Annotated in this window: 23 protein-coding genes and 1 tRNA gene; 12 read left to right on the top strand and 12 right to left on the bottom strand. The window is 71.3% G+C overall.

Translation table 11 applies throughout. The features are described 5' to 3' along the window. The first annotated feature begins 62 nt into the window (after positions 1-62). The 3 genes from LV79_RS04620 (at position 63) to LV79_RS04610 (ending at position 2,011) form a co-directional block, all read left to right on the top strand. Positions 63-145, top strand: a tRNA-Leu gene (locus tag LV79_RS04620). Positions 146-729: 584 nt separating this feature from the next. Then, positions 730-1,347: a hypothetical protein gene (locus LV79_RS04615; RefSeq protein WP_372495324.1), complete on the top strand. Its 618-nt coding sequence runs from the start codon at positions 730-732 to the stop codon at positions 1,345-1,347. 19 nt (positions 1,348-1,366) lie between these two features. Next, positions 1,367-2,011, top strand: coding sequence for an NAD(P)H-binding protein (locus LV79_RS04610; RefSeq protein WP_253832372.1), 645 nt, complete (start codon positions 1,367-1,369; stop codon positions 2,009-2,011). Here LV79_RS04610 and LV79_RS04605 read toward each other — a convergent pair. Beyond that, a complete protein-coding gene (locus LV79_RS04605; RefSeq protein WP_253832370.1) occupies positions 2,004-3,320 on the bottom strand; it encodes a D-arabinono-1,4-lactone oxidase in 1,317 nt (438 codons plus the stop codon). The genes LV79_RS04610 and LV79_RS04605 overlap by 8 nt on opposite strands. Positions 3,321-3,373: 53 nt before the next feature. On the opposite strand from LV79_RS04605, the gene LV79_RS04600 reads away from it, so the two are divergent. Then, on the top strand, positions 3,374-4,606 hold the full coding sequence (locus tag LV79_RS04600) for an amino acid deaminase/aldolase (protein ID WP_253832368.1): 1,233 nt from the start codon (positions 3,374-3,376) through the stop codon (positions 4,604-4,606). Here the strand turns inward: LV79_RS04600 and LV79_RS04595 are convergent. The 3 genes from LV79_RS04595 to LV79_RS04585 form a co-directional block, all read right to left on the bottom strand. Continuing rightward, positions 4,603-5,232 carry a TetR/AcrR family transcriptional regulator gene (locus LV79_RS04595; protein WP_253832366.1) on the bottom strand — a complete coding sequence of 210 codons (630 nt, stop codon included), beginning with the start codon at positions 5,230-5,232 and terminating at the stop codon, positions 4,603-4,605. The genes LV79_RS04600 and LV79_RS04595 overlap by 4 nt on opposite strands. Before the next feature lie 268 nt (positions 5,233-5,500). Next, on the bottom strand, positions 5,501-5,851 hold the full coding sequence (locus LV79_RS04590; protein ID WP_253832364.1) for a hypothetical protein: 351 nt from the start codon (positions 5,849-5,851) through the stop codon (positions 5,501-5,503). Between the two features lie 13 nt (positions 5,852-5,864). Next, positions 5,865-6,176, bottom strand: coding sequence for a hypothetical protein (locus tag LV79_RS04585; RefSeq protein WP_253832362.1), 312 nt, complete (start codon positions 6,174-6,176; stop codon positions 5,865-5,867). A gap of 217 nt (positions 6,177-6,393) precedes the next feature. Here LV79_RS04585 and LV79_RS04580 point away from each other — a divergent pair, with 217 nt between their 5' ends. From LV79_RS04580 to LV79_RS04570, 3 genes are all read left to right on the top strand, one after another. After that, positions 6,394-7,764, top strand: a complete 1,371-nt coding sequence (locus LV79_RS04580; RefSeq protein ID WP_344759909.1) for an NsdA family TPR-like regulatory protein — start codon at positions 6,394-6,396, stop codon at positions 7,762-7,764. Positions 7,765-7,800: 36 nt separating this feature from the next. Next, complete coding sequence (locus tag LV79_RS04575; protein WP_253832358.1) at positions 7,801-8,694, top strand: phosphotransferase family protein; 894 nt, start codon at positions 7,801-7,803, stop codon at positions 8,692-8,694. Between the two features lie 115 nt (positions 8,695-8,809). After that, positions 8,810-9,112, top strand: coding sequence for a hypothetical protein (locus tag LV79_RS04570; protein ID WP_253832355.1), 303 nt, complete (start codon positions 8,810-8,812; stop codon positions 9,110-9,112). A gap of 199 nt (positions 9,113-9,311) precedes the next feature. Here LV79_RS04570 and LV79_RS04565 read toward each other — a convergent pair whose 3' ends face one another. The 5 genes from LV79_RS04565 to LV79_RS04545 form a co-directional block, all read right to left on the bottom strand. Next, a complete protein-coding gene (locus LV79_RS04565) occupies positions 9,312-10,325 on the bottom strand; it encodes a CopD family protein (protein WP_253832353.1) in 1,014 nt (337 codons plus the stop codon). After that, positions 10,322-10,870, bottom strand: a complete 549-nt coding sequence (locus LV79_RS04560; RefSeq protein ID WP_253832351.1) for a copper resistance CopC family protein — start codon at positions 10,868-10,870, stop codon at positions 10,322-10,324. Before LV79_RS04560 ends, LV79_RS04565 begins: the two co-directional genes overlap by 4 nt. Positions 10,871-10,873: 3 nt before the next feature. Then, complete coding sequence (locus LV79_RS04555) at positions 10,874-11,644, bottom strand: YcnI family copper-binding membrane protein (protein WP_253832349.1); 771 nt, start codon at positions 11,642-11,644, stop codon at positions 10,874-10,876. A gap of 62 nt (positions 11,645-11,706) precedes the next feature. Then, positions 11,707-12,252, bottom strand: coding sequence for a hypothetical protein (locus tag LV79_RS04550; RefSeq protein ID WP_253832347.1), 546 nt, complete (start codon positions 12,250-12,252; stop codon positions 11,707-11,709). A 52-nt stretch (positions 12,253-12,304) separates the two neighbouring features. Next, positions 12,305-12,763, bottom strand: coding sequence for a DUF6474 family protein (locus tag LV79_RS04545; RefSeq protein WP_253832345.1), 459 nt, complete (start codon positions 12,761-12,763; stop codon positions 12,305-12,307). Positions 12,764-12,857: 94 nt separating this feature from the next. Between LV79_RS04545 and LV79_RS04540 the strand changes: the two genes are divergently transcribed. The 3 genes from LV79_RS04540 (at position 12,858) to LV79_RS04530 (ending at position 16,277) form a co-directional block, all read left to right on the top strand. Beyond that, positions 12,858-14,498, top strand: coding sequence for a TM0106 family RecB-like putative nuclease (locus LV79_RS04540; protein WP_253832343.1), 1,641 nt, complete (start codon positions 12,858-12,860; stop codon positions 14,496-14,498). Between the two features lie 67 nt (positions 14,499-14,565). Next, positions 14,566-15,651, top strand: a complete 1,086-nt coding sequence (locus LV79_RS04535) for an S-(hydroxymethyl)mycothiol dehydrogenase (RefSeq protein WP_253832341.1) — start codon at positions 14,566-14,568, stop codon at positions 15,649-15,651. Then, positions 15,651-16,277, top strand: a complete 627-nt coding sequence (locus LV79_RS04530) for an MBL fold metallo-hydrolase (protein WP_253832339.1) — start codon at positions 15,651-15,653, stop codon at positions 16,275-16,277. Before LV79_RS04535 ends, LV79_RS04530 begins: the two co-directional genes overlap by 1 nt. A gap of 457 nt (positions 16,278-16,734) precedes the next feature. On the opposite strand, the gene LV79_RS04525 is transcribed toward LV79_RS04530, so the two are convergent. Together LV79_RS04525 and LV79_RS04520 are read right to left on the bottom strand one after the other, a co-directional pair. Beyond that, on the bottom strand, positions 16,735-17,490 hold the full coding sequence (locus LV79_RS04525) for an SDR family NAD(P)-dependent oxidoreductase (RefSeq protein ID WP_253832337.1): 756 nt from the start codon (positions 17,488-17,490) through the stop codon (positions 16,735-16,737). A 37-nt stretch (positions 17,491-17,527) separates the two neighbouring features. After that, positions 17,528-18,517 carry an aldo/keto reductase gene (locus tag LV79_RS04520; protein ID WP_253832335.1) on the bottom strand — a complete coding sequence of 330 codons (990 nt, stop codon included), beginning with the start codon at positions 18,515-18,517 and terminating at the stop codon, positions 17,528-17,530. Positions 18,518-18,616: 99 nt separating this feature from the next. Here LV79_RS04520 and LV79_RS04515 point away from each other — a divergent pair, with 99 nt between their 5' ends. Further along, entirely contained in the window at positions 18,617-19,567 is a 951-nt protein-coding gene (locus tag LV79_RS04515) for an oxidoreductase (protein ID WP_253832333.1), read from the top strand. Beyond that, the gene (locus LV79_RS04510; RefSeq protein ID WP_253832331.1) at positions 19,564-20,082 is read left to right on the top strand and encodes a DUF1697 domain-containing protein; all 519 of its coding nucleotides are present in this window, start codon (positions 19,564-19,566) and stop codon (positions 20,080-20,082) included. Before LV79_RS04515 ends, LV79_RS04510 begins: the two co-directional genes overlap by 4 nt. On the opposite strand, the gene LV79_RS04505 is transcribed toward LV79_RS04510, so the two are convergent. Beyond that, positions 20,079-21,824, bottom strand: a complete 1,746-nt coding sequence (locus tag LV79_RS04505; RefSeq protein ID WP_253832329.1) for a gamma-glutamyltransferase family protein — start codon at positions 21,822-21,824, stop codon at positions 20,079-20,081. The two genes, LV79_RS04510 and LV79_RS04505, sit on opposite strands and share 4 nt — an antisense overlap. Between the last annotated feature and the right edge of the window lie 34 nt (positions 21,825-21,858).

Below are 21,858 nucleotides of genomic sequence, written 5' to 3'. Positions count from 1 at the left end.
GTGCGAACCAGGTTTTCGGGCGTGCTAGTGTTCTCCACGTTCCGAGAGGGACACCACCACTCGGGCGAGTGGCGGAATGGCAGACGCGCACGGTTCAGGTCCGTGTGTCCGAAAGGACGTGAGGGTTCAACTCCCTCCTCGCCCACGACCGACGGCCGATCTGTGTTCACGGAGAGCGTGAACCGGGTCGGTCGTCATTGTATCTGGGGGGCGACCCCCCAGACCCCCACGGTGCGGTGGTTGAGGTGGGTGAGGTGGGTGTCCCTCCCTCCCTCCCTCCCTCCCTCCCTGTCTTCCCCTCTGCTGTCTCTCCTGTCTCTTGGTCTCCCCTCTTGGTTGGTGGGGGTGGTTTCTTGATCGGGTGGGGAGTTGATCAATTGTGGGGAATTGGTGACGGGGTGGGGGTGGGGTTTGCGGGGGGCATTGGGGATGGGGTGATCTTGGGGGAGTTGTGATTGTGGGTGGGCGTTGGGGGACTGTGGGTAGTGGGGGTGGGGTGGGGGGTTGGTGGGGGTCACCCGGACGGCCGCATAGTGGGGGTGAAGTCGGGATGTCGGTCGTCGACCGGTTACCGACCGTCTGGCGCCGCCGGTCGCAGGAGGGCGGTTCTGGGGTCTTAAACGTCCGTGCCCAACTGGTACTCAATTGAAGTACCGATTCGAACACCTCGTCAGCTCGGCAGCGGGCAGGCCTCGGGGTGGCAGCGAAGGGCGGAAGTTCGTGACCGGCATTCCTGGGCGCACTGCGGTAACCGAGAGCCTGAAGGCACTGCCCGCGCAGCTGACGCCGCCGGTGGAGCTGCCCGCCGGGGTGCACGAGCTCGCGGTCGCCGCCGCCGCCGCGCTCGGCTGGGACGGGACCGTGCTGCCGGAGATGACGCTGCACGGCCGCCGCGTGTGCCTGGTCGTCGACCTCAAGGCCGATGTGCACGCCGAGCGGATCTGCCTGGGTCAGGAGCCGGTGACCGACCGGGCCAGCGTGTCCACTTGGGCGTGGCCGGAGCTGCACGGCCGGGTGCCCGAGCCCGCGGTCCGCATCGTCGGCGCCATCGCGGTCGCCAGGCACTGGCGGACCGGCCTGGCCAACGCGGTGCCCTTCCTGCGCTACGGCGACACGGCGATGGTGCTGCCCACCTCCGCCGTCCTGACCCACGACTACCTGGCCAACTGCCTGCCCCGCTCCCGCGCCTACGGTGTCGCGATCGTCAGCGCGGAGCCGGACGCGAAGGTCGAGCTGGACCTGCCCGGCCGCCAGGACCGCGCCTTCCCCGAGGTCGACGCCCTGTACCGCTGGGTCAGCGAGCTGGCGTACGACCAGATCCTCGACGGCGCGGCGGCCACGAGCTGATCGCTGTAGGGTCGGCCGCATGCGACTGGTGATCGCGGGTGGCCACGGCAAGATCGCGCTGCACCTCACCGGGCTCGCCGCCGACCGGGGCGACACGGTGATCGGCATCGTCCGCAATCCCGAGCACGTCAACGACATCCGCGACCGCGGTGGCGACGGTGTCGTGCTCGACCTGGAGACCGCGACGGCCGAGCAGGTCGCCGCGGTGCTGGCGGGTGCTGATGCCGTCGTCTTCGCGGCGGGAGCCGGTCCGGGCAGTGGGATCCCGCGCAAGGACACCGTCGACCGGGCCGCCGCGGTGCTGACCGCCGAGGCGACGCAGGTGGCGGAAGTGCGGCGCTACCTGCAGATCAGCGCTATGGGACTGGGTCGCGCGTCCGACGACGAGGTCTTCTCCGCTTACCTGGCCGCGAAAGACGCCGCCGAGCGGGACCTGCGCGACCGCGATCTCGACTGGACGATCTTGCGCCCCGGCAGGCTCAGTGACGACCCGCCCACCGGTCGGGTGTCGCTCGCCGAATCCGTCTCCCCCGGCGTGGTGAGCCGCGCCGACGTTGCCGCCGTGGTGGTGGCGTTGCTCGACGAACCCGCGACCGCGCGCTTGACGTTGGAACTCGTCGGCGGTGACGTGCCCGTCGCCCAGGCCGTCGCGGCGGTCAGCTGATCGGGCCGAGAACCCTGTCTGTGTAAGGGTTTCGGAACAGGCCACCGGGATCCACTTCAGACCGGATCCGTGCGAAGTCGTCGAACCTCGGGTAGCGGCCACGCAGTTTCTCGGCGTCAAGCGTGTGCATCTTGCCCCAGTGCGGTCGTCCGCCGACGGAGTCGACGATCGACTCGAAGAGGGCGAAGTACGCGCGGTACGGCATGCCCCGGTACTGGTGGATGGCGATGTACGCCGAGTCCCGGTCGTACGCGGTCGACAGCCAGATGTCGTCGCGCGCGGCCACCCGCACCTCGACGGGGAACATCACCGGTTCGGCCAACTGGGGGACGCGGGCGCGGAGTTCGGCGAGCACCTCCGCAAGTGCCTCGCGGGGGATCGCGTACTCCGACTCGACGAACCGCACTCGTCTGCTCGTCACGAAAACCTTGTGCGACACATCGCTGTAAGAGCGCGGAGATAGCACTGACGCCGACAACTTGTTCAGTGGTCTAACCAATTGCGGTGCGAACCGGCCGATCTTGCACAAAGCGCCGAAGGCGCCGTTTTCCATGATCTCGTACTCGAAGAACCGGCGGGCCGGGCTGAGCGGTCGTGGGCGAGCGCCGACCGGTAGGCGGTTGTTGCGCTTCGTCAGCGCTTTCCGCCCGTATGGGAACCAGTAGAACTCGAAGTGGTCGTTGTCCGCGCAGTTCTCGTCGAGCCGCTCCAGCACCTGGTCCAGCGGCTCCGGCTGCTCAGCGGCTGCCAGCACGAACGCGGGCTCGGTGCGCAGCGTGACCATGGTGATCACACCGAGTGCGCCGAGCCCGATCCTGGCCGCCGCGAACAGGTCTGGGCGCTCGGTCGCCGAGCACCGGACCGCGGTCCCGTCCGCCAGCACCAGTTCCAGGGCGCTGACCTGCGTCGCGATCCCGCCGAGCCGGGCGCCGGTGCCGTGCGTACCGGTGGAGATCGCGCCCGAGATGGTCTGCGCGTCGATGTCGCCGAGGTTGGCCAACGCGCGACCGCGCCGGTCGAGTTCGGTGTTGAGCGCCGCCAGCGTTGTGCCGGACCGGACGGTGACGTCGGCACCGTCGACGGCGACCACGCCGGTCCAGTTCGAGAGGTCGATCGCCACGCCGTGGGCGGCGCCGACGGCGGTGAACGAGTGGCCGCTGCCCCGCGCCCGCACGGTCGACCCGCGCTCGGCGGCGGAGGTGATCGCCGCGCTGATCCCGGCGACGTCGGCCGGTGAGTGGATCTCCGCGGCCGTGGCCGACTCGGTGCCCGCCCAGTTGCGCCAGGCCAGCGGGGTGTCCTGTGCCATCGCACCTCCCTTGTCGGAACGTTAAGTGAAACGACTTCACATTTCAAGGCCGGATGCCGTACGGTTGTCCTGTGCGCACCACACGGGACCGCCTCGACACCGCGACCAAGCACCTCGACCCCCCGGTCGCGGTGGTCGACCTGGCCGCGTTCGACCACAACGCCGACGACCTCGTCCGCCGCGCCGGTGGCCACCCGATCAGAGTCGCCAGCAAATCCGTGCGTTGCCGCTATCTGCTCGAACGTGTGCTGCGCCGCCCCGGGTTCGCCGGGGTGATGAGCTACGCGCTGCCGGAGGCGCTGTGGCTGACCCGGGTCTGGGCGGGCACCGACCTCGCGGACACCGACATCCTGCTGGCCTACCCCACCGTCGACCACTCGGCGCTGCGCGCGCTCGCCGCCAATGCCGACGCCCGCGCGCGGATCTCGTTGACCGTCGACTCCGTCGACCACCTCGACCTCATCGATGCCGCGCTCGGCGCCGACCACCCGGAGATCCGGCTGTGTCTGGAGCTCGACGTGTCGTGGCGGCCGGTGCTGGGCAGTGACAAGGTCCACATCGGGGCGCGCCGCTCGCCGGTGTTCACCCCGCGCCAAGCCGCCGAGTTGGCCGCCGCCGTCGAGGCGCGGCCGGGGTTCCGGCTGGTCGGGCTCATGGGGTACGAGGGCCAGATCGCCGGGATGGGCGACGCGCCGTCGGGCAAGCCGCTGCTGGGCACCGCGTTGCGCTGGGTGCAGCGGGGGTCCGCGCGGGAGTTGGCGTCGCGGCGGGAGGCGGCTGTCGCCGCGGTGAACGCGGTGCGGCGCTTGGAGTTCGTCAACGGCGGCGGCACCGGGAGCATCGAGTCGACCAAGCGCGACACCTCGGTGACCGAGATCGCCGCGGGCTCGGGGTTGATCGGGCCCGGCCTCTTCGACCACTACACCCGGTTCACCCCGCGCCCCGCTGTCCTCTTCGCGGTACCGGTCGTCCGCCGCCCGGCGCCGGGTATCGCCACCCTGCTCGGCGGTGGCTACCTGGCGTCCGGACCGGCCAACCGGGACCGGCTGCCGGTGCCGCACCTGCCGGAAGGACTACGCCTGTTGACGATGGAGGGGGCGGGGGAGGTGCAGACCCCGGTCACGGGACCCGGGGCCGACCAGCTCCGCATAGGGGATCGGGTCTGGTTCCGCCACGCCAAGGCGGGTGAACTCGCCGAGCGGTTCGCCGAGTACCACCTGGTCGACGGGGAGCGCGTGGTCCAGACGCTCCCCACCTACCGCGGTGAGGGGCACAGCTTCGGCTAGCTGTCCTGCCCGACCGCCTTCATCTGACCGGACAGGTAGCTGCGCACCACCATCTTGGCCTCGGCGATCACCGCGGCCTCGGGGAACAGCTTGCGCCGGAACGCCAGGTTCAGTATCCCGTCGGCGATCTCGTTGGCGACCGCCACCGGCAACCGGATGTCCTCGAACGGGATGGCGAAGCGGTCGGCGAGGAACGAGGCCAGGTTCTCCGCGATCACCGTGTTGTTGTCCCGCTCGCCGTCGATCAGCCGCAGGTCGACCACGTCGCCGAACCGGATCCGGCTGAACCCCGGTACCTCGCGGTACATCCGCACGTAGCTGTCGAAGATCAGGTCGGCGCCGTCCCACCAGTGCTCGAGGTGCGCCTCGTCGAGCCTGCGGCCGATCTCGGTCATGAAGTGGTCCAGGTTGCGCTGGGTCAGCGCCTGCACGACCGCCCGCTTGTCCGGGAAGAACTGGTAGAGCGAACCGACCGCCACACCTGCGCGTTCGGCGATCAGAGTGGTGGTCACCCCGTCGTAGCCGAGTTCGTCGACCAGCTCCGCACAGGCCTCGAGCATCCGTTGCACGCGCTTGGCGCTGCGCTGCTGCACTGGCTGGCGGCGGAGTGGGGTAGGGCTGGCCACAGCGTCTCCTCCTGGATCGCAGACGTTCATCTTGCCCGTCCAACGACTGAGGGAGACGCACGAAATGGCCTCGTCGCCACTTCTGGCGGCGAGTTTCGGTACTACTGCTCAGTAGTACCCGGTTGGAGCCGCGGACCGGTGCCGGTCGGGGACGCGAGAAAGCACATCAGCACCGGTCCGCGGAGTGCGCGGGGGCGGTCGGGCCGCCCGGGATCGACGGTCTGGGCTCCGCGGCGTCCGGGGGAACGGCGGAACCCAGACCGCCTGCCTAGCGCGCGCTCGCGGTGAGGCGGCGCGACTTGCGGGTGCCGCCGTCGGCCTTGGGGCGCGCGGTGTGCTGGGGCGCCAGGCCCCCGGCGACGAGGTGTTCGTAGGCGGCCCGCCAGACCGAGCAGGGCGCCTTCTGCTGGCGCCACCGGCTCGAGCAGGTCGGGCAGTTGCCCTTGGCGTCGGGCTCGTGCGCGGTCAGCATCGACCGCCAGCCCTCGGTCAGCCGCGGCAGCTCGGAGCGGGCGACGGACAGCAGCGACGGGGCGTCGGCCCGCTTCGCCAGTTCGGTGAGCATGTCCAGCCGCTCCCAGACGGCGCTGCGCAGGACCTGGCCGAGTATCTCGTCCACCTCAACGTCACCGTTACCTTTCCGCCTGCTCGGCGGCTTCGCGGAGGGCGTCGCGCAGTTGGCCGAGTTGGCCACTGGAGAGCACCGCCGTCTCACCGGGTGGCCCGACCAGGACCACCTTGTTCTTCTCCACCAGCACGGTCAGGCACCGGTCGCGGTTGATCACGTCACCGCACGCGATGCGCCAGACCCTGCGCTCACCGACCGAGCCGTGCAGCACGCCGCGGAAGTCGCGGCGGCCGTCGGCGGGACCGTCGACGTGGTGCTCCGCCCGCCTCGGCTGCGGTGCCACCAGCGGGCTCGGAGCCGACCTGAGCAGTTCCACGTTCCCGGTTTCCCTCCGTGCTCGTACGCTTACAACGAACTACATTGATGCGTGCGGAACGGGATTGGAGCGTCACAGCGCCGATCGGTGCTCGTTTCACGGTGAGCGGTCGGGGGAGTTCGGTCGGGCCGATCAGGTTCGGCGAACGGCCCTTCTCGCCGCCTGTGAAGTGCGCTTACTCTGCGGTTGACGCCCGGCGGAGCGTGAGAGGGGCGGAATGAACTCCATCGGATCACCGAGTTCTCCCATTTCTTCGGACACCTGGGAGGAGGCGGAGATGCGGGCCGCGCTCGCCGCGCGGGAGGTCAGTTCCGTCTACCGGTTGCTCCGCCGCACTGGCGTGTCGCAGCGCCAGATCGCCGCGATGACCGGCCAGTCGCAGTCCGAGGTGTCGGAGATCCTCAAGGGTCGTCAGGTGATGGCCTACGACGTGCTCGCCAGGATCGCCGACGGACTGGGTGTCCCTAGGGGATACATGGGTCTCGCTTACGACGAGGTCACCGCGGTCCGGGTGGCGGTGACACGTGAGGCCGCGCAGCCTGAGGAGAGCGAAGAGGTGAAGCGTCGGGAGTTCCTGGCACACGCGGCCGCCGTCACGGTGGGCGCGAACGTGCTGGGCAACAACTCCGGGTCGTGGGTCGCCAACCCCGTCCAGACCCCCGCGCCCGGTCGGATCGGCATGACCGACGTGCGCCAGGTGGAGGCGGCGACCAGAGCGCTGCGCTCGCTGGACTACCAGTACGGCGGCGGCTTCTGCCGCGACGCCGTGGTCGCGCAGCTGTCCTGGGGTCAGCAGATGCTCGGCGCCTCCGGGCCCGAGCACGTCAAGCAGCGGCTGCACGTGGCCCTGGCCGACCTGCACAACCTGGCCGGGTGGACCTCGTTCGACATCGGCCTGACCGACTCGGCCCGCAACCACTTCGGCAAGGCGCTGGAGCTGGCGAAGGCGGGCAAGAGCGAGCCGCTGGTGGCCAACATCCTGTACCGGATGGGCCGGGTCTACCTGCACAAGGAGTCGCCGGACGACGCGCTGAAGATGTTCCAGCTCGGCCAGATCGCCGCGCAGGAGTCCGGTTCCGAGCTCGCGGTGGCGGTGATCTGCGCCAACCAGGCCTGGGCCTACGCGCTGATGGGGCACAAGGACCAGACCATGAAGCTGATCGGCAGGACCCGCGACGAGTTCGCCCGCGCCGACCACGCCAAGGCCGAGGACTGGGTCCGCTTCTTCAACGAGACCGACGTCTACGCCATGATCGGCACCGTGCACACGGTGTTGGCGCAGACCACCGACCCGACGCACACCAAGTTCGCCATCCCGGCGCTGACCAAGGCCATCGACTCCTACGGCGACGACTACGCCCGCAGCCGGGCCTTCAACCTCAGCGCGCTGGCCACCAACCACATGCTCGAGGGCGACATCGACCACGGTGCCAAGGTCGGCAGGGCCGCGGTGGACCTGGCCGAGTCGCTGAAGTCGACCCGGGTCAAGGACCGGCTCAAGCCGCTGCTCAACGAGGCGAGCAAGCGGCGCAACAACGCCGACGCGCGTGATCTTGCCGAGCAGATCATCAATCTCAGCGTGGCCTGACCGGCGTGCCGGGGGTCATCAGGGCTGTGGGGACCGATGGCCACCGAGGGGTTGTTCACCAGGGAGAACCTGGCCACCGCGTTGGCGGCCGTGTGCTCGCGGGTCGGGGTCGACCCGACCGGGGCGCGGCTGCTGCGCTTCACCAACAACGCCGTGTACTGGCTGGCCGACGCCCCGGTGGTGGTCCGCATCGTCGGCTCGGTCGCGCTGCGGCACCGGGTGCACAAGGTGGTCCGGGTCGCCGAGTGGTTCGCCGACAACGACGTGCCCGCGGTCCGGTTGACGCCCGGGATCCAGCAGCCGGTCTGCGTCGGCGACTACGCCGCCACGGTCTGGGACGCCGTCCCCGAGCACGCGGTCCGGCCCCGAGCCGGTGACCTCGCCCGGCTGCTGCGGGTGGTCCACGCGCTCCCGGAACTGCCGGCGCTGCCGGAGTGGGACCCGCTCGACGACGTGCGCAGGCGGTTGGGCGAGGCGGAGGGGCTCGGCGACGGCGACCTGGCGTTCCTGCGGGCCAGGGTCGACGAGGTCGACGACCGGCTGCGGGCGCTCAGCTTCCCGCTGCCCAGGGGTCTGGTGCACGGCGACGCCCACCTGGGCAACCTCATCCCGACCCCGGCCGGGCCGGTCCTGTGCGATTTCGACTCCAGCTGCCTCGGGCCGCCCGAGTGGGACCTGACGCCGCTCGCCGTGGGGGTCAGCCGGTTCGGCGAGCCCGCCGCGCGGTACCGGGAACTGGTCGAGGGCTACGGCTTCGACGTCACTCTGTGGAGTGGTTTTTCGGTACTTCGCGAAGTACGCGAGCTCAAGCTCATCACCAGCGTCCTGCCGATCATGAACAGCAGTCCCGAGGTGCGTCCTGAGCTGCTGAGACGGCTGCGGGACTTCCGCACCGGCGATACCTCGGCGCGGTGGGCGCGTTACCGCTAGCGAGCCCTTACGACCGGATGGCGGTATCCCGGTGGGTAACGGACTGCGCATTGTGAACGACGACAGGGTCAGCGGGCCGGATGAAGTGCACGGATACCGCACCTGGTCACTATCCGTGTCGGCTCCACGCGAGGTGCTCATGTTCCGGTACCGGCGACGCGCCCTGGCTTCCGCCCGTGCTCTCGACCAGGCGGTGAACAGTCAGCTGGCCTGCGTGGCCCGGCTGCCGGAGGACGCCCGCCGCCGCTCCGCCGACCACCTCGCCGAGCTGGTCACCCTCGCCCAGGCCTACCGCGCGTACGCGCGGGGCTGGATCTCCTACCGCGAGCTGGAGAACCGGGGCCGGATCGCCACCGCGCGGCTCTCGCACCTGCGGTCCCCGCACCCCGCGGCCGCGCACCTCACCGAGCGGGACTGACCACTCGGCGTTCCTCCGTTCGGCCCACCTCGGGTCGGTCATCCGGTTGCTCTTGATCGTCAGCTCGGCGCTGAACGGCCCGAACGGGCGACGAACGCCCGGCCTGCCTGTGGATAACCCACCCCAATCCATCCACAACTGTGGACAACTCGGTGTGGATTACTCGGGGGTTCTGGGGATAGCCGAGCGGATCCCCAGGTCAGGACACGGGGGCGCGGGTGAGCACGACGGCGAAGCCGAAGGCCAGTCCCATGATCGCCAGTTCCACCCCGGCCCACGCGACCAGCGCGGTGCCCCGGTGCGCGGTGATGGCGGGCAGCAGCCGCCAGCGGATCTTGGCGCCCAGCGCGGCCAGCGCGACCAGGCAGCCGAGTTTGAGCAGCACCAGCACGCCGTAGCGGGTGCTGACCAGCGCCTCGAACAGCGGCGTGTGCGGGTTGACCGCGAGCTCGACCGCGCCGTTGAACACCCCGGTCAGCGCGACGACGACCAGGCAGATCGTCGCGAGCTTGGAGAAGCGCGGCAGCGCGTGCGCCAGGAGGGTCCGGTTCGCGGCGAGCAGCACGACCACCGCGCCGAGCCCGCCGGTCCACGCCGCCGCCGACATGACGTGCAGTTCCATCGAGATCATGGTCAGGTCGTGCCACCGCCAGTTGGTGGCGTGCCCGGTGACCGGGAGCGGCAGCAGCGCGAACAGCGACACCGCGGCGCGCAGTTCGGCGGGCACCGACTCGCCGACGCGCACCGACCAGAGCGACAGCGCGAAGCTGAGCAGCGCGAACGCGGCGACGAACAGCAGCGCCTTGCCCGCGCCGACGGTGCCGACGTAGTCCCACACCGCCGCCGCGGACACGTCCTTGCCCGGTCGCAGTTCCGCGGTCTGCAGCACCAGGGCGACCAGCGCGGCGACCGCCCACACCAGCGCGCTGAGCATGGCGACCCGGCGCGCGCCCACGAGCACCGGCTCGGCCAGCTTCGGCCGGTCGAAGCCGATCAGCAGCGGCAGCAGGCAGAGCCCGACCGTCGTCACCGCCGCCATGTCCAGCAGCACCCGCACGACCGGGAGACCCACCCGGACCACCACCGCCGGTTCCGGCAACCCGGGGACCGGTTCCGCCGCGGTGACCGCGAGGCCGACGAGGACGCCGACGATCGCGGACACCACGAGGACAGCCGCGATCCCCGGGTAGGTGGTGGTCCGGGTGGTGGTCACGTCTGACCGCCCCCGACCCGCAGCGCGAAGAACACGCCTGCGCCCAGGAGCACGACCGCGCCCGCGATCCACACCCAGACCGGGACGCCGCCCTCGTCCGCACCGGACGCGGCCGGGCCGGAACTCGCGGCGACCTCGTCGGCGGGTGCCGGTGTCCCGGTGCCCGCCGCGGTCAGCGTGAACTTGACCTCGCCGGAGACCGAGTGGCCGTCGGCGGACAGGATCCGGTAGCCGACGCGGTAGTCACCGGCTGGCCCGAGCGGTCGCATCGCGACGGACACGACGTTGCTCTTCACCACCGCTTTGCCGCTCTGCCACTGGCCCTGGCCGTCCGGTCCGACCACGACGATCGTGTTGAGGTTCTCGCCCGCCTGCACCGGCTGGTCGAAGGTCAGCTCGACCGTGCTCGGGCCGGTGCTGACCGACGCCTTGTCGCCAGGGGTGCTCGACACGAGTTGGTTGTGCGCCAACGCGGGTCCGGCCAGGCTGATCGTGGCGACTGCGGCGACCGCGAGTGCCGCGAGGCCACGGCCAAGTGCGCGCATCGGCTACTGCCCCGCCTTCGCGGCGGCGACCGCCTTGCGCGCGCGCAGCGTCGCACCGGCGCCGAGCCCGAGGCCGAGCGCGCCGACGGCGAGACCGGCGCCACCGAGCCAGCGCGCGGTGTTGTCCGAACCACTGGCGGCAGCGGCTTCCGCGTGCCCGGACTTGGTGTCCGAAGTGGACGCGGGGGCCGCGGCGGCGGCGTGGTCGTCGCCACCCTCGGCCGCCTTGGTCAGCTTGATGACCGGCGCCGGGTGCTCCGGCTCCTCGGCGCCCTCGGCGGGCGGCGGGGCGTCCCACGAGACGACCTTGCCGCTGTCGTAGGTCTGGATGGCGGGGATGACGAGCTGGTCGGTCTGGGGCAGCGCGCCGCCGGAGACCTCGAACTCGGCGAACTCGCCCGGCCCGATCCGGGTGCCCGCGGTGGCCGTCCAGGTGATCGTGCTGATCGCCTCGGTGATCTCGGTGCCGTGCGAGGTGATCGGCTTGTCCAGCTTGGCCTTGGTGATCGCGGCGGTCCAGCCGGGCTGCGGCTTGGTGCGCAGCGAGGTGATCGGCGCGTCCTGCGGGAACTTGACCTCGAGCTTGACGGTGCCCGCGGTGGCGTCCTCGTTGGGCACCCGGAAGGTGATCTTGGTGTAGCCGCCCTGGACGGCGGGCTCACCGATGACCTTGGCGGTCACGTGTGCCGAGGCGAGGCCGGGCGCGAGCAGGACAGCGGAACCGGCGACGGCGAGCACGACACCCGCGCGCGCGGCGAAACGGTAAGTCGACATGGCGATGTATCTCCTGAAGTGAGGTCGAGTCTTGAGCGACTCGTGAGGGGGTGCGGGGACTTTCAGGAGAGGACCGGGGGACCGCGGCGTCCGCAGACGACGCGTAAGACGACCGCGAGCAGGTGGCCGACGGTGGCGGCGACCGGGGCGCTCGGCAGGGGAGTGCTCGGCGCGAGGCTGACCACCAGCGCCCGCACGATGCCGGTGACCGCGCTGGCGATGGCGTTGAGCGCGGCGCCCGCCACGGTGAGCAGGACGCCGTTGACCAGCGTCGCCACCACGTGCGTGGCCAGCATCAGACCGGTGGGGACGACCGGGGCGTGCACGTGCCCGTCATGCGGGACCGCGATGTCGGTGAGCAGCACGTGCAGGCAGACCTGGCTGATCCCGAGCAGGGCCAGCGTCGCGAGGAGACCACCGCGGCGGTCGGCCAGCGCCGTGCCCACCCAGGCGACCAGGGCCGTCAACGCCAAGGTCACCGCGGTGTCGGGTACTCCGCCGCCTGCCATGCCGTGCGCGGAGATCGCGAGCGCCGTGCTCGACCCGGCCAGGAGCACGCCACGGACCGCACGCGGGGCGCGCGGTGGGCTCACTCGACCGGGGGGCACAAAACAACAGGGTAAGCGTGGGGTCCAGAGGTCTCGACCACAGTCCGGGTGGTCAGACGCCCAGCGCGGTCAGCACCTTGTCCTCGAGCCGGGCCAACTCGGTGCCCACAGCCCGGTGCGCGGCCCGCCTGCGCGCGGTCGGCATCCGCTCCGCGGCCCGGACGGCGGCCGCGAGCTGGCGCAACCGCTGCTCGGCCTCGTCGGCGAAGGCGCGGTCGTCGGCCGAGGCGTCGGACTTGGTGCGCAGCTCGGCGACGGCGTTCGCGGCACCGGCGATCCTGGCGTGCAGCGCGCCGCCACGACCCGAGTAGTGGCCGAGGTCGTCCACCGAGACGCCCAGCTTGCGGGCCTTGCGGCGGTCCCAGCTGTCGCGCACGACCGCGGCCGACCGCACCAGATAAGGGGTGACCACCGGCAGCACGGCGGGCGCGATCACCTTCGCCACCGCGATCGCGTTCTTCGCCTTGCTCGGCGTGAACCGGGGCAGGTCGACCGCCTTCTTGCGCGCCATGCCCTGAACCTACTTGCCGTGCTCGGCGCGGGCACGCCGACCTGCTGATCGGGCGGTACCTGGATCGTCCGCTCGCGCAACTAAGCTGCGCAGTGTGACTACTACGGTGCTCCTCGACGCCGGCGTGGTGAGCCGCTGCAGGCGTCGTGTGCACCTGGAGCACGACCCGGCGATGCGCGACGCGCCCCGCGGCGCCCCCGACCCGACCTCCGAGCTGCGCATGGCCGACGCCACCGCGCACCGGCGGGCCGTCGCCGACCAGCTGGCCGCCCGGTTCGGCGAGCGCTGGTACGAGGTCCCGACCGGCCCGGACGTGCGCTCCGCCGACCGCGAGGCCGCGACGCTCGCCGCGCTCACCGAGGGCCGCGACTTCATCTGGGGCGCGATGCTGCCCAGGGACCCGCTCGCCGGTCGGCGGGGGAGCATGGACCTGCTGATCCGCACCGCGGGCGGGTACGTGCCGGTGCTGATCGTCCGGCACAAGGTCACCGACCCCGGCACCGGCGCGCGCACCTCGCCGCTCGACGAGCTGACCGACGTCGGCGGCACCCCGGACAAGGGCCGCAAGGTCCGCCCGCAGCCGCGCGACCAGATGCGCCTGGCGCACACCCGCCGCCAGTTGCAGGCCGCCGGGTTCGCCGACGAGCGGACCGCGTTCGCCGGGGTCATCGGCCTCGACGGCGACGCGGTCATCTGGCACGACCTGGAGGCGCCGACCTGGCCTGGTGGGCGGACCGCGCTCGCGGAGTACGACACCCGCTTCGCCGACCGCATCGCCGTCGCCACCGCCGCGGCCACCGGTGAGCCCGCGCTGGCCGAGCCGTCGCGCATCGTCGAGTGCCGCAGCTGCCCGTGGTGGCCGGTGTGCGAGGCCGAACTGCTGGCCACCCGCGACGTCAGCCTGGTCGTGCGCGGTGAGGACGCCGGGATGCTGCGCGCCGCCGGGGTGACCTCGGTCGACGCGCTCGCCCAGATCGACCCGCACGACACCGACGTCCCGCTGGTCGGCATGCCGGTCGCGGACGCGGTGGGGCTGGCCCGCGCCTGGCTGGCGGACCTGACCGTCGTGCGGCGCAGCGAGGTCATCGACGTGCCGCGCGCCGACGTCGAGGTCGACGTGGACATGGAGAGCTTCGGCGACGCGGGCGCGTACATGTGGGGCGTGCTGCTCTCGGGCGCCGACATCGGGGTACCGCGCGGGTACCGGGCGTTCGTCAGCTGGGACCCGCTGCCGACCGAGGACGAGGCCCGCTCGTTCGCCGAGTTCTGGGCGTGGCTCACCGAGGTCCGCGCCGCGGCCGCCGAGCGCGGGCTCAGCTTCCGGGCGTACTGCTACAACGAGCTCGCCGAGAACCGCTGGCTGCTGTCCTCGGCCAAGCGGTTCGCCGCGTTCCCCGGGGTGCCGCGCAGGCGCGAGATCATCTCCTTCATCGAGTCCGACCAGTGGTTCGACCTGTTCGGCAGCGTCCGCGAGTACTTCCTGTGCTCGCACGGCAAGGGCCTCAAGACGATCGCCCCGGTCGCCGGGTTCAAGTGGCGCGACCCGGAGGCGGGCGGCGAGAACTCCATGCGCTGGTACCGCGACGCGGTCGGCCTCGACGGCGGCGAGCCCGAGTTGCCCCAGCGCAAGCGGCTGCTGGAGTACAACGAGGACGACGTGCGGGCGACCGCGGCGCTGCGCGCGTGGATGACCTCCCCCGCGGTGCACGAGATCCCGTACGTCGGCGACATCTGATCACTCGCACCCGCTGGGCACCTCGCATACGGTGGTGCGCATAAGCGAGTGGACGAGGGAGCAGTGCATGCCGCAGCAGGTCCGGGGTGTCGTCGCCCGAGGCAAGGGTCAGCCGGTCAGCGTCGAGACGATCGTGGTGCCCGATCCGGGGCCCGGTGAGGCCGTGGTCGAGGTGCAGACCTGCGGGGTCTGCCACACCGACCTGCACTACCGCGAGGGTGGCATCAACGACGAGTTCCCGTTCCTGCTCGGCCACGAGGCGGCCGGGGTCGTGGAGTCCGTCGGCGAGGGCGTGACCGACGTGGCGCCGGGGGACTTCGTGATCCTCAACTGGCGCGCGGTGTGCGGGACCTGTCGGGCGTGCCTCAAGGGCAAGCCGTGGTACTGCTTCAACACCCACAACGCGGCCCAGCCGATGACCTTGGAGGACGGCACCGCGCTGTCGCCCGCGCTGGGGATCGGTGCGTTCGTCGAGAAAACACTGGTCCATAGTGGACAGTGCACGAAGGTCGACCCGACGGCGTCGCCCGCCGCGGTGGGGCTGCTCGGCTGCGGTGTGATGGCCGGGATCGGTGCGGCGGTGAACACCGGTGGGGTCGGCCGCGGCGACACCGTCGCGGTGATCGGGTGCGGCGGCGTGGGTGACGCGGCGATCGCGGGCGCCAAGCTGGCGGGCGCGACGACGATCATCGGCGTGGACGTCGACGACCGGAAGTTGGCCTGGGCCAAGGGGATCGGCGCCACGCACACCGTCAACGCGGGCTCGGGCGACGCGGTCGAGGAGATCCGCGCGCTGACCGGCGGGTTCGGCGCGGACGTGGTGATCGACGCGGTCGGTCGGCCGGAGACCTGGAAGCAGGCGTTCTACGCGCGCGACCTGGCCGGGACCGTGGTGCTGGTCGGCGTGCCGACCCCGGACATGCGCATCGAGATGCCGCTGATCGACTTCTTCTCCCGCGGCGGCGCCCTGAAGTCCAGCTGGTACGGCGACTGCCTGCCCTCGCGCGACTTCCCGTACCTGGTGGACCTGTACCAGCAGGGCAGGCTCGACCTGGACGCGTTCGTCACCGAGAAGATCGGTCTCGACCAGGTCGAGGAAGCGTTCACCCGCATGCACCACGGCGACGTGCTGCGCTCGGTGGTGGTGCTCTGATGACCGCCCGCGTCGACCACGTGGTGACCTCGGGGACGTTCAGCCTGGACGGCGGCACCTGGGACGTGGACAACAACGTCTGGCTGGTCGGCGACGACGACGAGGTGGTGGTCATCGACGCCGCTCACGACCCGGACAAGATCCTCGCCGCCGTCGCCGGTCGCCGGGTGCTGGCCATCATCTGCACCCACGCCCACGACGACCACGTCAACGCCGCCGCCGACCTCGCCACCGCCACCGGCGCCGCCATCCACCTGCACCCCGCCGACGAACCCCTGTGGCGGATGACCTACCCCGACACCGACTTCGAACCCCTCCACGACGGCCAGCAGTTCGAGGCGGGCGGCGTCTTCCTGCAGATCCTGCACACCCCGGGCCACGCCCCCGGCTGCATCAGCGCCTACGCCCCCCAGTTGGACGCCGTCTTCACCGGCGACACCCTGTTCGCAGGCGGCCCCGGCGCCACCGGCCGCTCCTTCAGCGACTTCCCCACGATCATCGACTCGATCACCACCCGCCTCCTTCCCCTACCCCCCACCACAACCGTCCACACCGGCCACGGCCCCTCCACCACCATCGCCACCGAGTCCCCCCACCTCGACGAGTGGATCGCCCGGGGCCACTAGCCCCCCGCACCGAAACCCTCCACCCCCGGACGGGTTTCGGTGCCCCTTCTCGTCACCCCTCGGGGCCTAGCCAAGTCCAGTAGGGACTTTCGCCGAGCTGTTCGGGGATGATCGACTAGTCCGCCGTGGACCCCACCAGGCCGCCGGGAACAACGTCACGAAGCTGCCGGGGACCCCCACCACGACCGCCTCGCGCGCGCGAAAAGCGAGTGCCCGGCCCCCACCCTCTCCGGGGGGCGTCCCTGGGCCAGTCTACCGGGGCGCACCGACAGTCGATCTTGAAAAGGGTGCGCAGAGATCCACATGTGGATAACTTCTGTCACCAGCGAGAGTGAACATTCGGGAAGCGGAAATGGGCGGGACGCTGGGAATCCGTGGCGGAGACCCAGCCCATTCGGGTTACCGCGGAGGGTGCGGCCGAAAGTCGCCCGCCAAGGCCGCGAAAGCCAGCCAGCAGCTACCGGGGAGCCATCCGCAGTGAGCCGTCGAGGCGCACGACCTCGCCGTTCAGGTAATCCTGCGCGATGATCGACAATGCCAGCCCTGCGTAATCAGCAGGCTGCCCCAGGCGCTTCGGGAAGGGGACACCCTCGGCCAGGGCGGCCCGGAACTCCTCACTGACCGTCGCCAGCATCGGGGTGTCGATGATCCCCGGCGCGATCGTGACCACGCGGATCCCCGAGCTGGCGAGGTCCCGCGCCGCAGGCAGGGTCAGGCCGACCACGCCGCCCTTGGACGACGCGTAGGCCGCCTGGCCGATCTGGCCGTCGAACGCCGCGATCGACGCTGTGTTGATCACGATGCCCCGCTGCCCGGCGGCGTCCACCGGCGCGGTCTTCGCGATCTCGGCCGAGGCGAGCGTGACCACGTTGAACGTCCCGATCAGGTTGACCTCGATGACCTTCCGGAACAGGTCCAGGTCGTGCGGTCCGCGCTTGGACAGGATCCGCGCCGATGGGCCGATGCCCGCGCAGTTCACCAGGATCCGCAGCGGCGCGGGTCCTGCGGCGGCCTGCTCGACGGCCGCGCTCACCTGCGCCGGGTCGGTCACGTCGGCCGACAGGTAGGTGACACCGTCGACGGCAGGTCCGTCGGCGCCGGGCAGATCGATCGCGTACACCGTGGCGCCCGCCGCGGCGAGGGCTTGGGCGGTGGCGCCGCCGAGGCCGGACGCGCCTCCGGTGACGATGGCCGCGGCTCCGTCGATCTGCATTGTGCGTTCCTCTCGCCGGTGTGCTCCGCGGCTGAGGTTAACGCCCGTTCAGCTGCGGCCCCACCGCACTGTGGCGCACGCGGCAGATGCCGTCGATGGCGGCCAGGTCGTCCGCGCTGGGCCGCCAGCTCACCGCCGCCGCGTTGGCGGTCACCTGTTCGGGGGTGGTGGCGCCCGCGATCACCGAGCCGACGGTGCGCTGCGCGGCGAGCCAGCCGATGGCGAGGGTGGCCATGGCGATGCCGCGTTCGTCGGCGAAGGCGCGCAGCTTCTCGATCCGGTCCCACGGCGCGTCGGCCAATAATCGCTGCCGTCCGGCGAGCCTGCTGCCGTCCGGCGGGGTCTCGCCGCGCGCGTACTTGCCGGTCAGCAGGCCGTTGGCCAGCGGGAAGTACGGCAGCAGGCTCACCGTGAACCGCGCGCACGCCGGGATGAACTCCTGCTCGGCGCCGCGCTCGAGCAGCGAGTAGTGCGTCTGCGCCGACACCACGGGTCCGACCTGCTCGGTGCGCGCCGTCCAGCACACGTCCGCCAGCTGCCAGGCCGGGACGTTGCAGATCCCCGCGTACCGGACGAGCCCGTCGCGGACCAGGTCGTCGAGCGCGGACAGGGTCTCCTCGATGGGCGTGCCCGGGTCCGGCCGGTGCAGCTGGTAGAGGTCGATCCAGTCGGTGCCGAGCCTGCGCAGCGACGTCTCCGCAGCTCGTCGCACGTACCGGCGCGACCCCCGGGCGCCGAAGTCCGGGCCGTTGACGCCCTGCATGTCCAGACCGAACTTGGTCGCCACGACGGCCTGCTCCCGCCGCCCGATCAGGGCCTGGCCCAGCAGTTCCTCGCTGCGCCCGCGCGGTGCCCCGTACACGTCGGCCACGTCGAACAGCGTCACCCCGGCGTCGAGCGCGGCGGAGACGAGCTCGCGGGAACCCGCCAGCGACTCAGCGGCCGTGCCGGGTCGGCCCAGGTTGTTGCAGCCGAGACCGACGGCGCTGACCACCAGTCCGGACTCACCCAGGTGACGGAGCTCCACACCGCTGACGATAGGGCGGGACGGCGCGTGTGAGCCAGACATCGGATGTAACGTGGACCGCTCCCTGTGTGGGTGACCCGGGTAAGGCAGGCTGTCCCCATGAGCACGACACCAGAGGATGAGCCGGGGGGCACCACCTCCCCCGGTTGGACCGCCGCCGACATCCCCGCGTTGGACGGCCGGACCTTCATCGTCACCGGCGGCAACAGCGGCCTCGGCTTCGAGACCTGCCGCGCACTGGCCGCCAAGGGCGCCCAGGTCGTCCTCGCCGCCCGCGACCCGGAGAAGGGCGCCGAGGCGGTCGAGCGGATCCGCGCCGAGCACCCGGACGCCACCGTCGAGACCAGGGTGCTGGACCTGGCCGACCTCGACAGCGTCGAGGTGTTCGCCGCCGGGATCCGCGAGGTCGACGTCCTGGTCAACAACGCGGGCGTGATGATGCCGCCGCGCACCACCAGCGCCCAGGGCTACGAGCTGCAGTTCGCCGTGAACCACCTCGGCCACTTCGCGCTCACCGCCCGCCTGCTCGACGTGCTGTCGCAGGGCGCCGACCCGCGCGTGGTCACCGTCACCTCGTTCCTGCACCGGCGCGGCCGCATCCACTTCGACGACCTGCACGGCGAGCACAAGTACTCCCGCACCGGCTACTACTCGCAGTCCAAGCTGGCCAACGTCGTGTTCGGCCTCGAGCTGCACCGGCGGCTGCGGCAGAACGGGGTGCCGATCACCAGCGCGCTCGCCCACCCCGGCTACGCGGCGACGAACCTGCAGTCGGCCGGGCCGACCGGGATCATGAAGCTGGCCATGAAGGTGTCCAACCGGCTCGCCGCGCAGGACGCCGAGATGGGCGCGCTGCCGCAGCTCTACGCCGCGGTGTCGCAGGACGTCGACGGCGGGCAGCTGATCGGGCCGGACGGTCGCAAGGAGCAGAAGGGCTACCCGACGGTGGTCCAGCCGCTGGAGGCGGCCCGCGACCGGGAACTCGCGAAGCGGCTGTGGGACACCAGCGAGGAGCTGACCGGCGTCACCTTCGGCCTCGCCGCGCGATGACGGCCTACGCGGCGCTGCTGCGCGGGGTGAACGTCGGCGGGCGCGCGAAGCTCCCGATGGCGGACCTGCGCGCGGTGCTGACCGGGCTCGGGTACGCGGACGTGCGCACGTTGTTGCAGAGCGGCAATGCGGTGTTGAGCACCGACGCGTCGGCCGAGGTCGTCGAGCGGGCCGTGGAGGAGGCGTTGCTCGCCGAGATCGGGCTGAAGACGCGCTGCCTGGTGCGTACCGGCGACGAGCTGCGGGCGGTGCTCGCGGCGTCGCCGTTCCCGGAGGCCGACGACGGGTCGAAGATGGTGGCCGCGTTCGTGTCGTCGGTGCCGGACGCGCCGGAGTTCGACCCGGTCACGATCGACCCGGAACGCGTGCGCGTCGGTGACAGGGTGATCTACCAGTGGTGTCCGGACGGCATCAGCAACTCGCCGCTGGTGGTCCCGGTCGTAGAGAAGAAGTGGGGCGTCGCGGTGACCGCCCGCAACTTCAACACCGTCACCAAGTTGGCCGCGCTGCTCTAGCGCCCAACGGCGTACCCCTGCATACCGCGCGGGTTGGCTGCGGCGCGTAAGAGGCCGTCGGGCTCGCGGGAGACTGCGGACAGGCGACCTAGGGTCCATGGGCCGACGTCGACCAGGTTGTGTCCCCTGGCCCGGAGTTCGTCGAGCGTGGCCTGGCCGAGACGGGACTCGACGTGCGCCTCGCCGGGGACGAAGTCGCGCGGGTAGAACGAGCTCGGCACGGCGTTGGAGTGCCACGCGGGGGCGTCGATGGCCGCCTGGAGGTTGAGGCCGCCGACGGTGTGGGCCAGCCAGAAGCACAGCTGCCACTGGTCCTGGCCATCGCCGCCGGGGGTGCCGAACGCCAGGCGGGGGCTGCCCTCGTGCAGGGCGAGGCTCGGGGTGAGGGTGATCCGGGGCCGCTTGCCGGGGGCCAGGGTGTTGGGCAGGCCGTCCTCGAGCCAGAACATCTGCGCCCGGCTGCCGAGGCAGAAGCCCAGGTCGGGGATGGTGGGCGAGGACTGGAGCCAGCCGCCGGACGGGGTCGCGGAGATCATGTTGCCCCATCGGTCGACGACGTCGATGTGCACGGTGTCGCCCTTGGTGGACCCGTCCGGGCGCACGGTGGGCTCGCCGATCGCGCCTGAGGTGGCGGTCGGGGCGGCGGGGTAGTGGGGGAGTCGCGGGGTGCGGCCGTCGGGGGAGCCGGGGCGCAGCTCGAAGGACGCGGTGTCGCCGATGAGCTTGGCCCGCTCGGCGGTGTACTCGCGGGAGATGAGGGTGTCGACCGGGACTTCTGTGTCTCCGTACCAGGCTTCGCGGTCGGCGAAGGCGAGCTTGGTCGCCTCCAGCGCTCGGTGCACGGTGTCCGCGGTCGGGATTCCGTCCACATAGGAGAGTTCGGCGTTCTCCAGGAGTCGGAGTTGTTGCAGCAGAACGGGCCCCTGGGTCCATGCGCCGCACTTGGCCAGCGTCCACGGCCCGAAGTCGGCGGTGGTGGCCAGCTCGTAGGAGGCCTCCCAGTTCGCCATGTCCTGCCCGGTCAGCACTCCGGCGTGGTCCCGCCCGGAGTCGTCCCGGAAGGCCTTGCGGCAGAACGAATCCACCGCCTCGGCGACGAACCCTTGTGACCACGCCCGCCTGGCCGCGTCGATCTCGGCCTCCCGCGTCGCGCCCTTGGCTTCGCCGAGCAGCCGCTCCCAGGTGTCCGCCAACCCCGGATTCGCGAACCGGCTCCCCTTGGCCCCGAACCACAACGCCCCCGATGTCGGCCAGTGCTCGGTGAACAACTCCCGCACGGTGTCGACCACGGCGGGCACCCGGTCCAGCAACGGGAACCCGTCCCTGGCGTACCCGATCGCGTACTTGAGCACATCCCGCAGGCGCCTGGTCCCGTGGTCCCGCAGCAAGGTCAGCCACCCGTCCCACGCCCCCGGGACCGTCGCCGACAGCAACCCGCTTCCCGGGACCAGCTCCAACCCCAGGCCCTGGTAGTGCCCCACCGTCGCCCCCGCAGGCGCCACCCCCTGCCCGCACAACACCCGCGGCGTCGGGTCACCCGCCGTCACGAACACCGCCGGAACCTCCCCGCCCGGCCCGTTCAGGTGCGGCTCCACCACCTGCAACACAAACCCAGCAGCCACCGCGGCATCAAAGGCGTTCCCCCCGTCCTCCAACACCGCCATCCCCACCCCCGACGCCACCCAGTGCGTCGAACCAACCATTCCCAGGGTGCCAACAAGCTCCGGCCGAGTGGTGAACACACCCCTCAACATACGAGCGCGATCAACCCCCGCG

It is taken from the genome of Actinokineospora globicatena, assembly GCF_024171945.1.
GTDB lineage: Bacteria > Actinomycetota > Actinomycetes > Mycobacteriales > Pseudonocardiaceae > Actinokineospora > Actinokineospora globicatena.
This window is presented reverse-complemented; position numbering and strand designations above follow the sequence as displayed.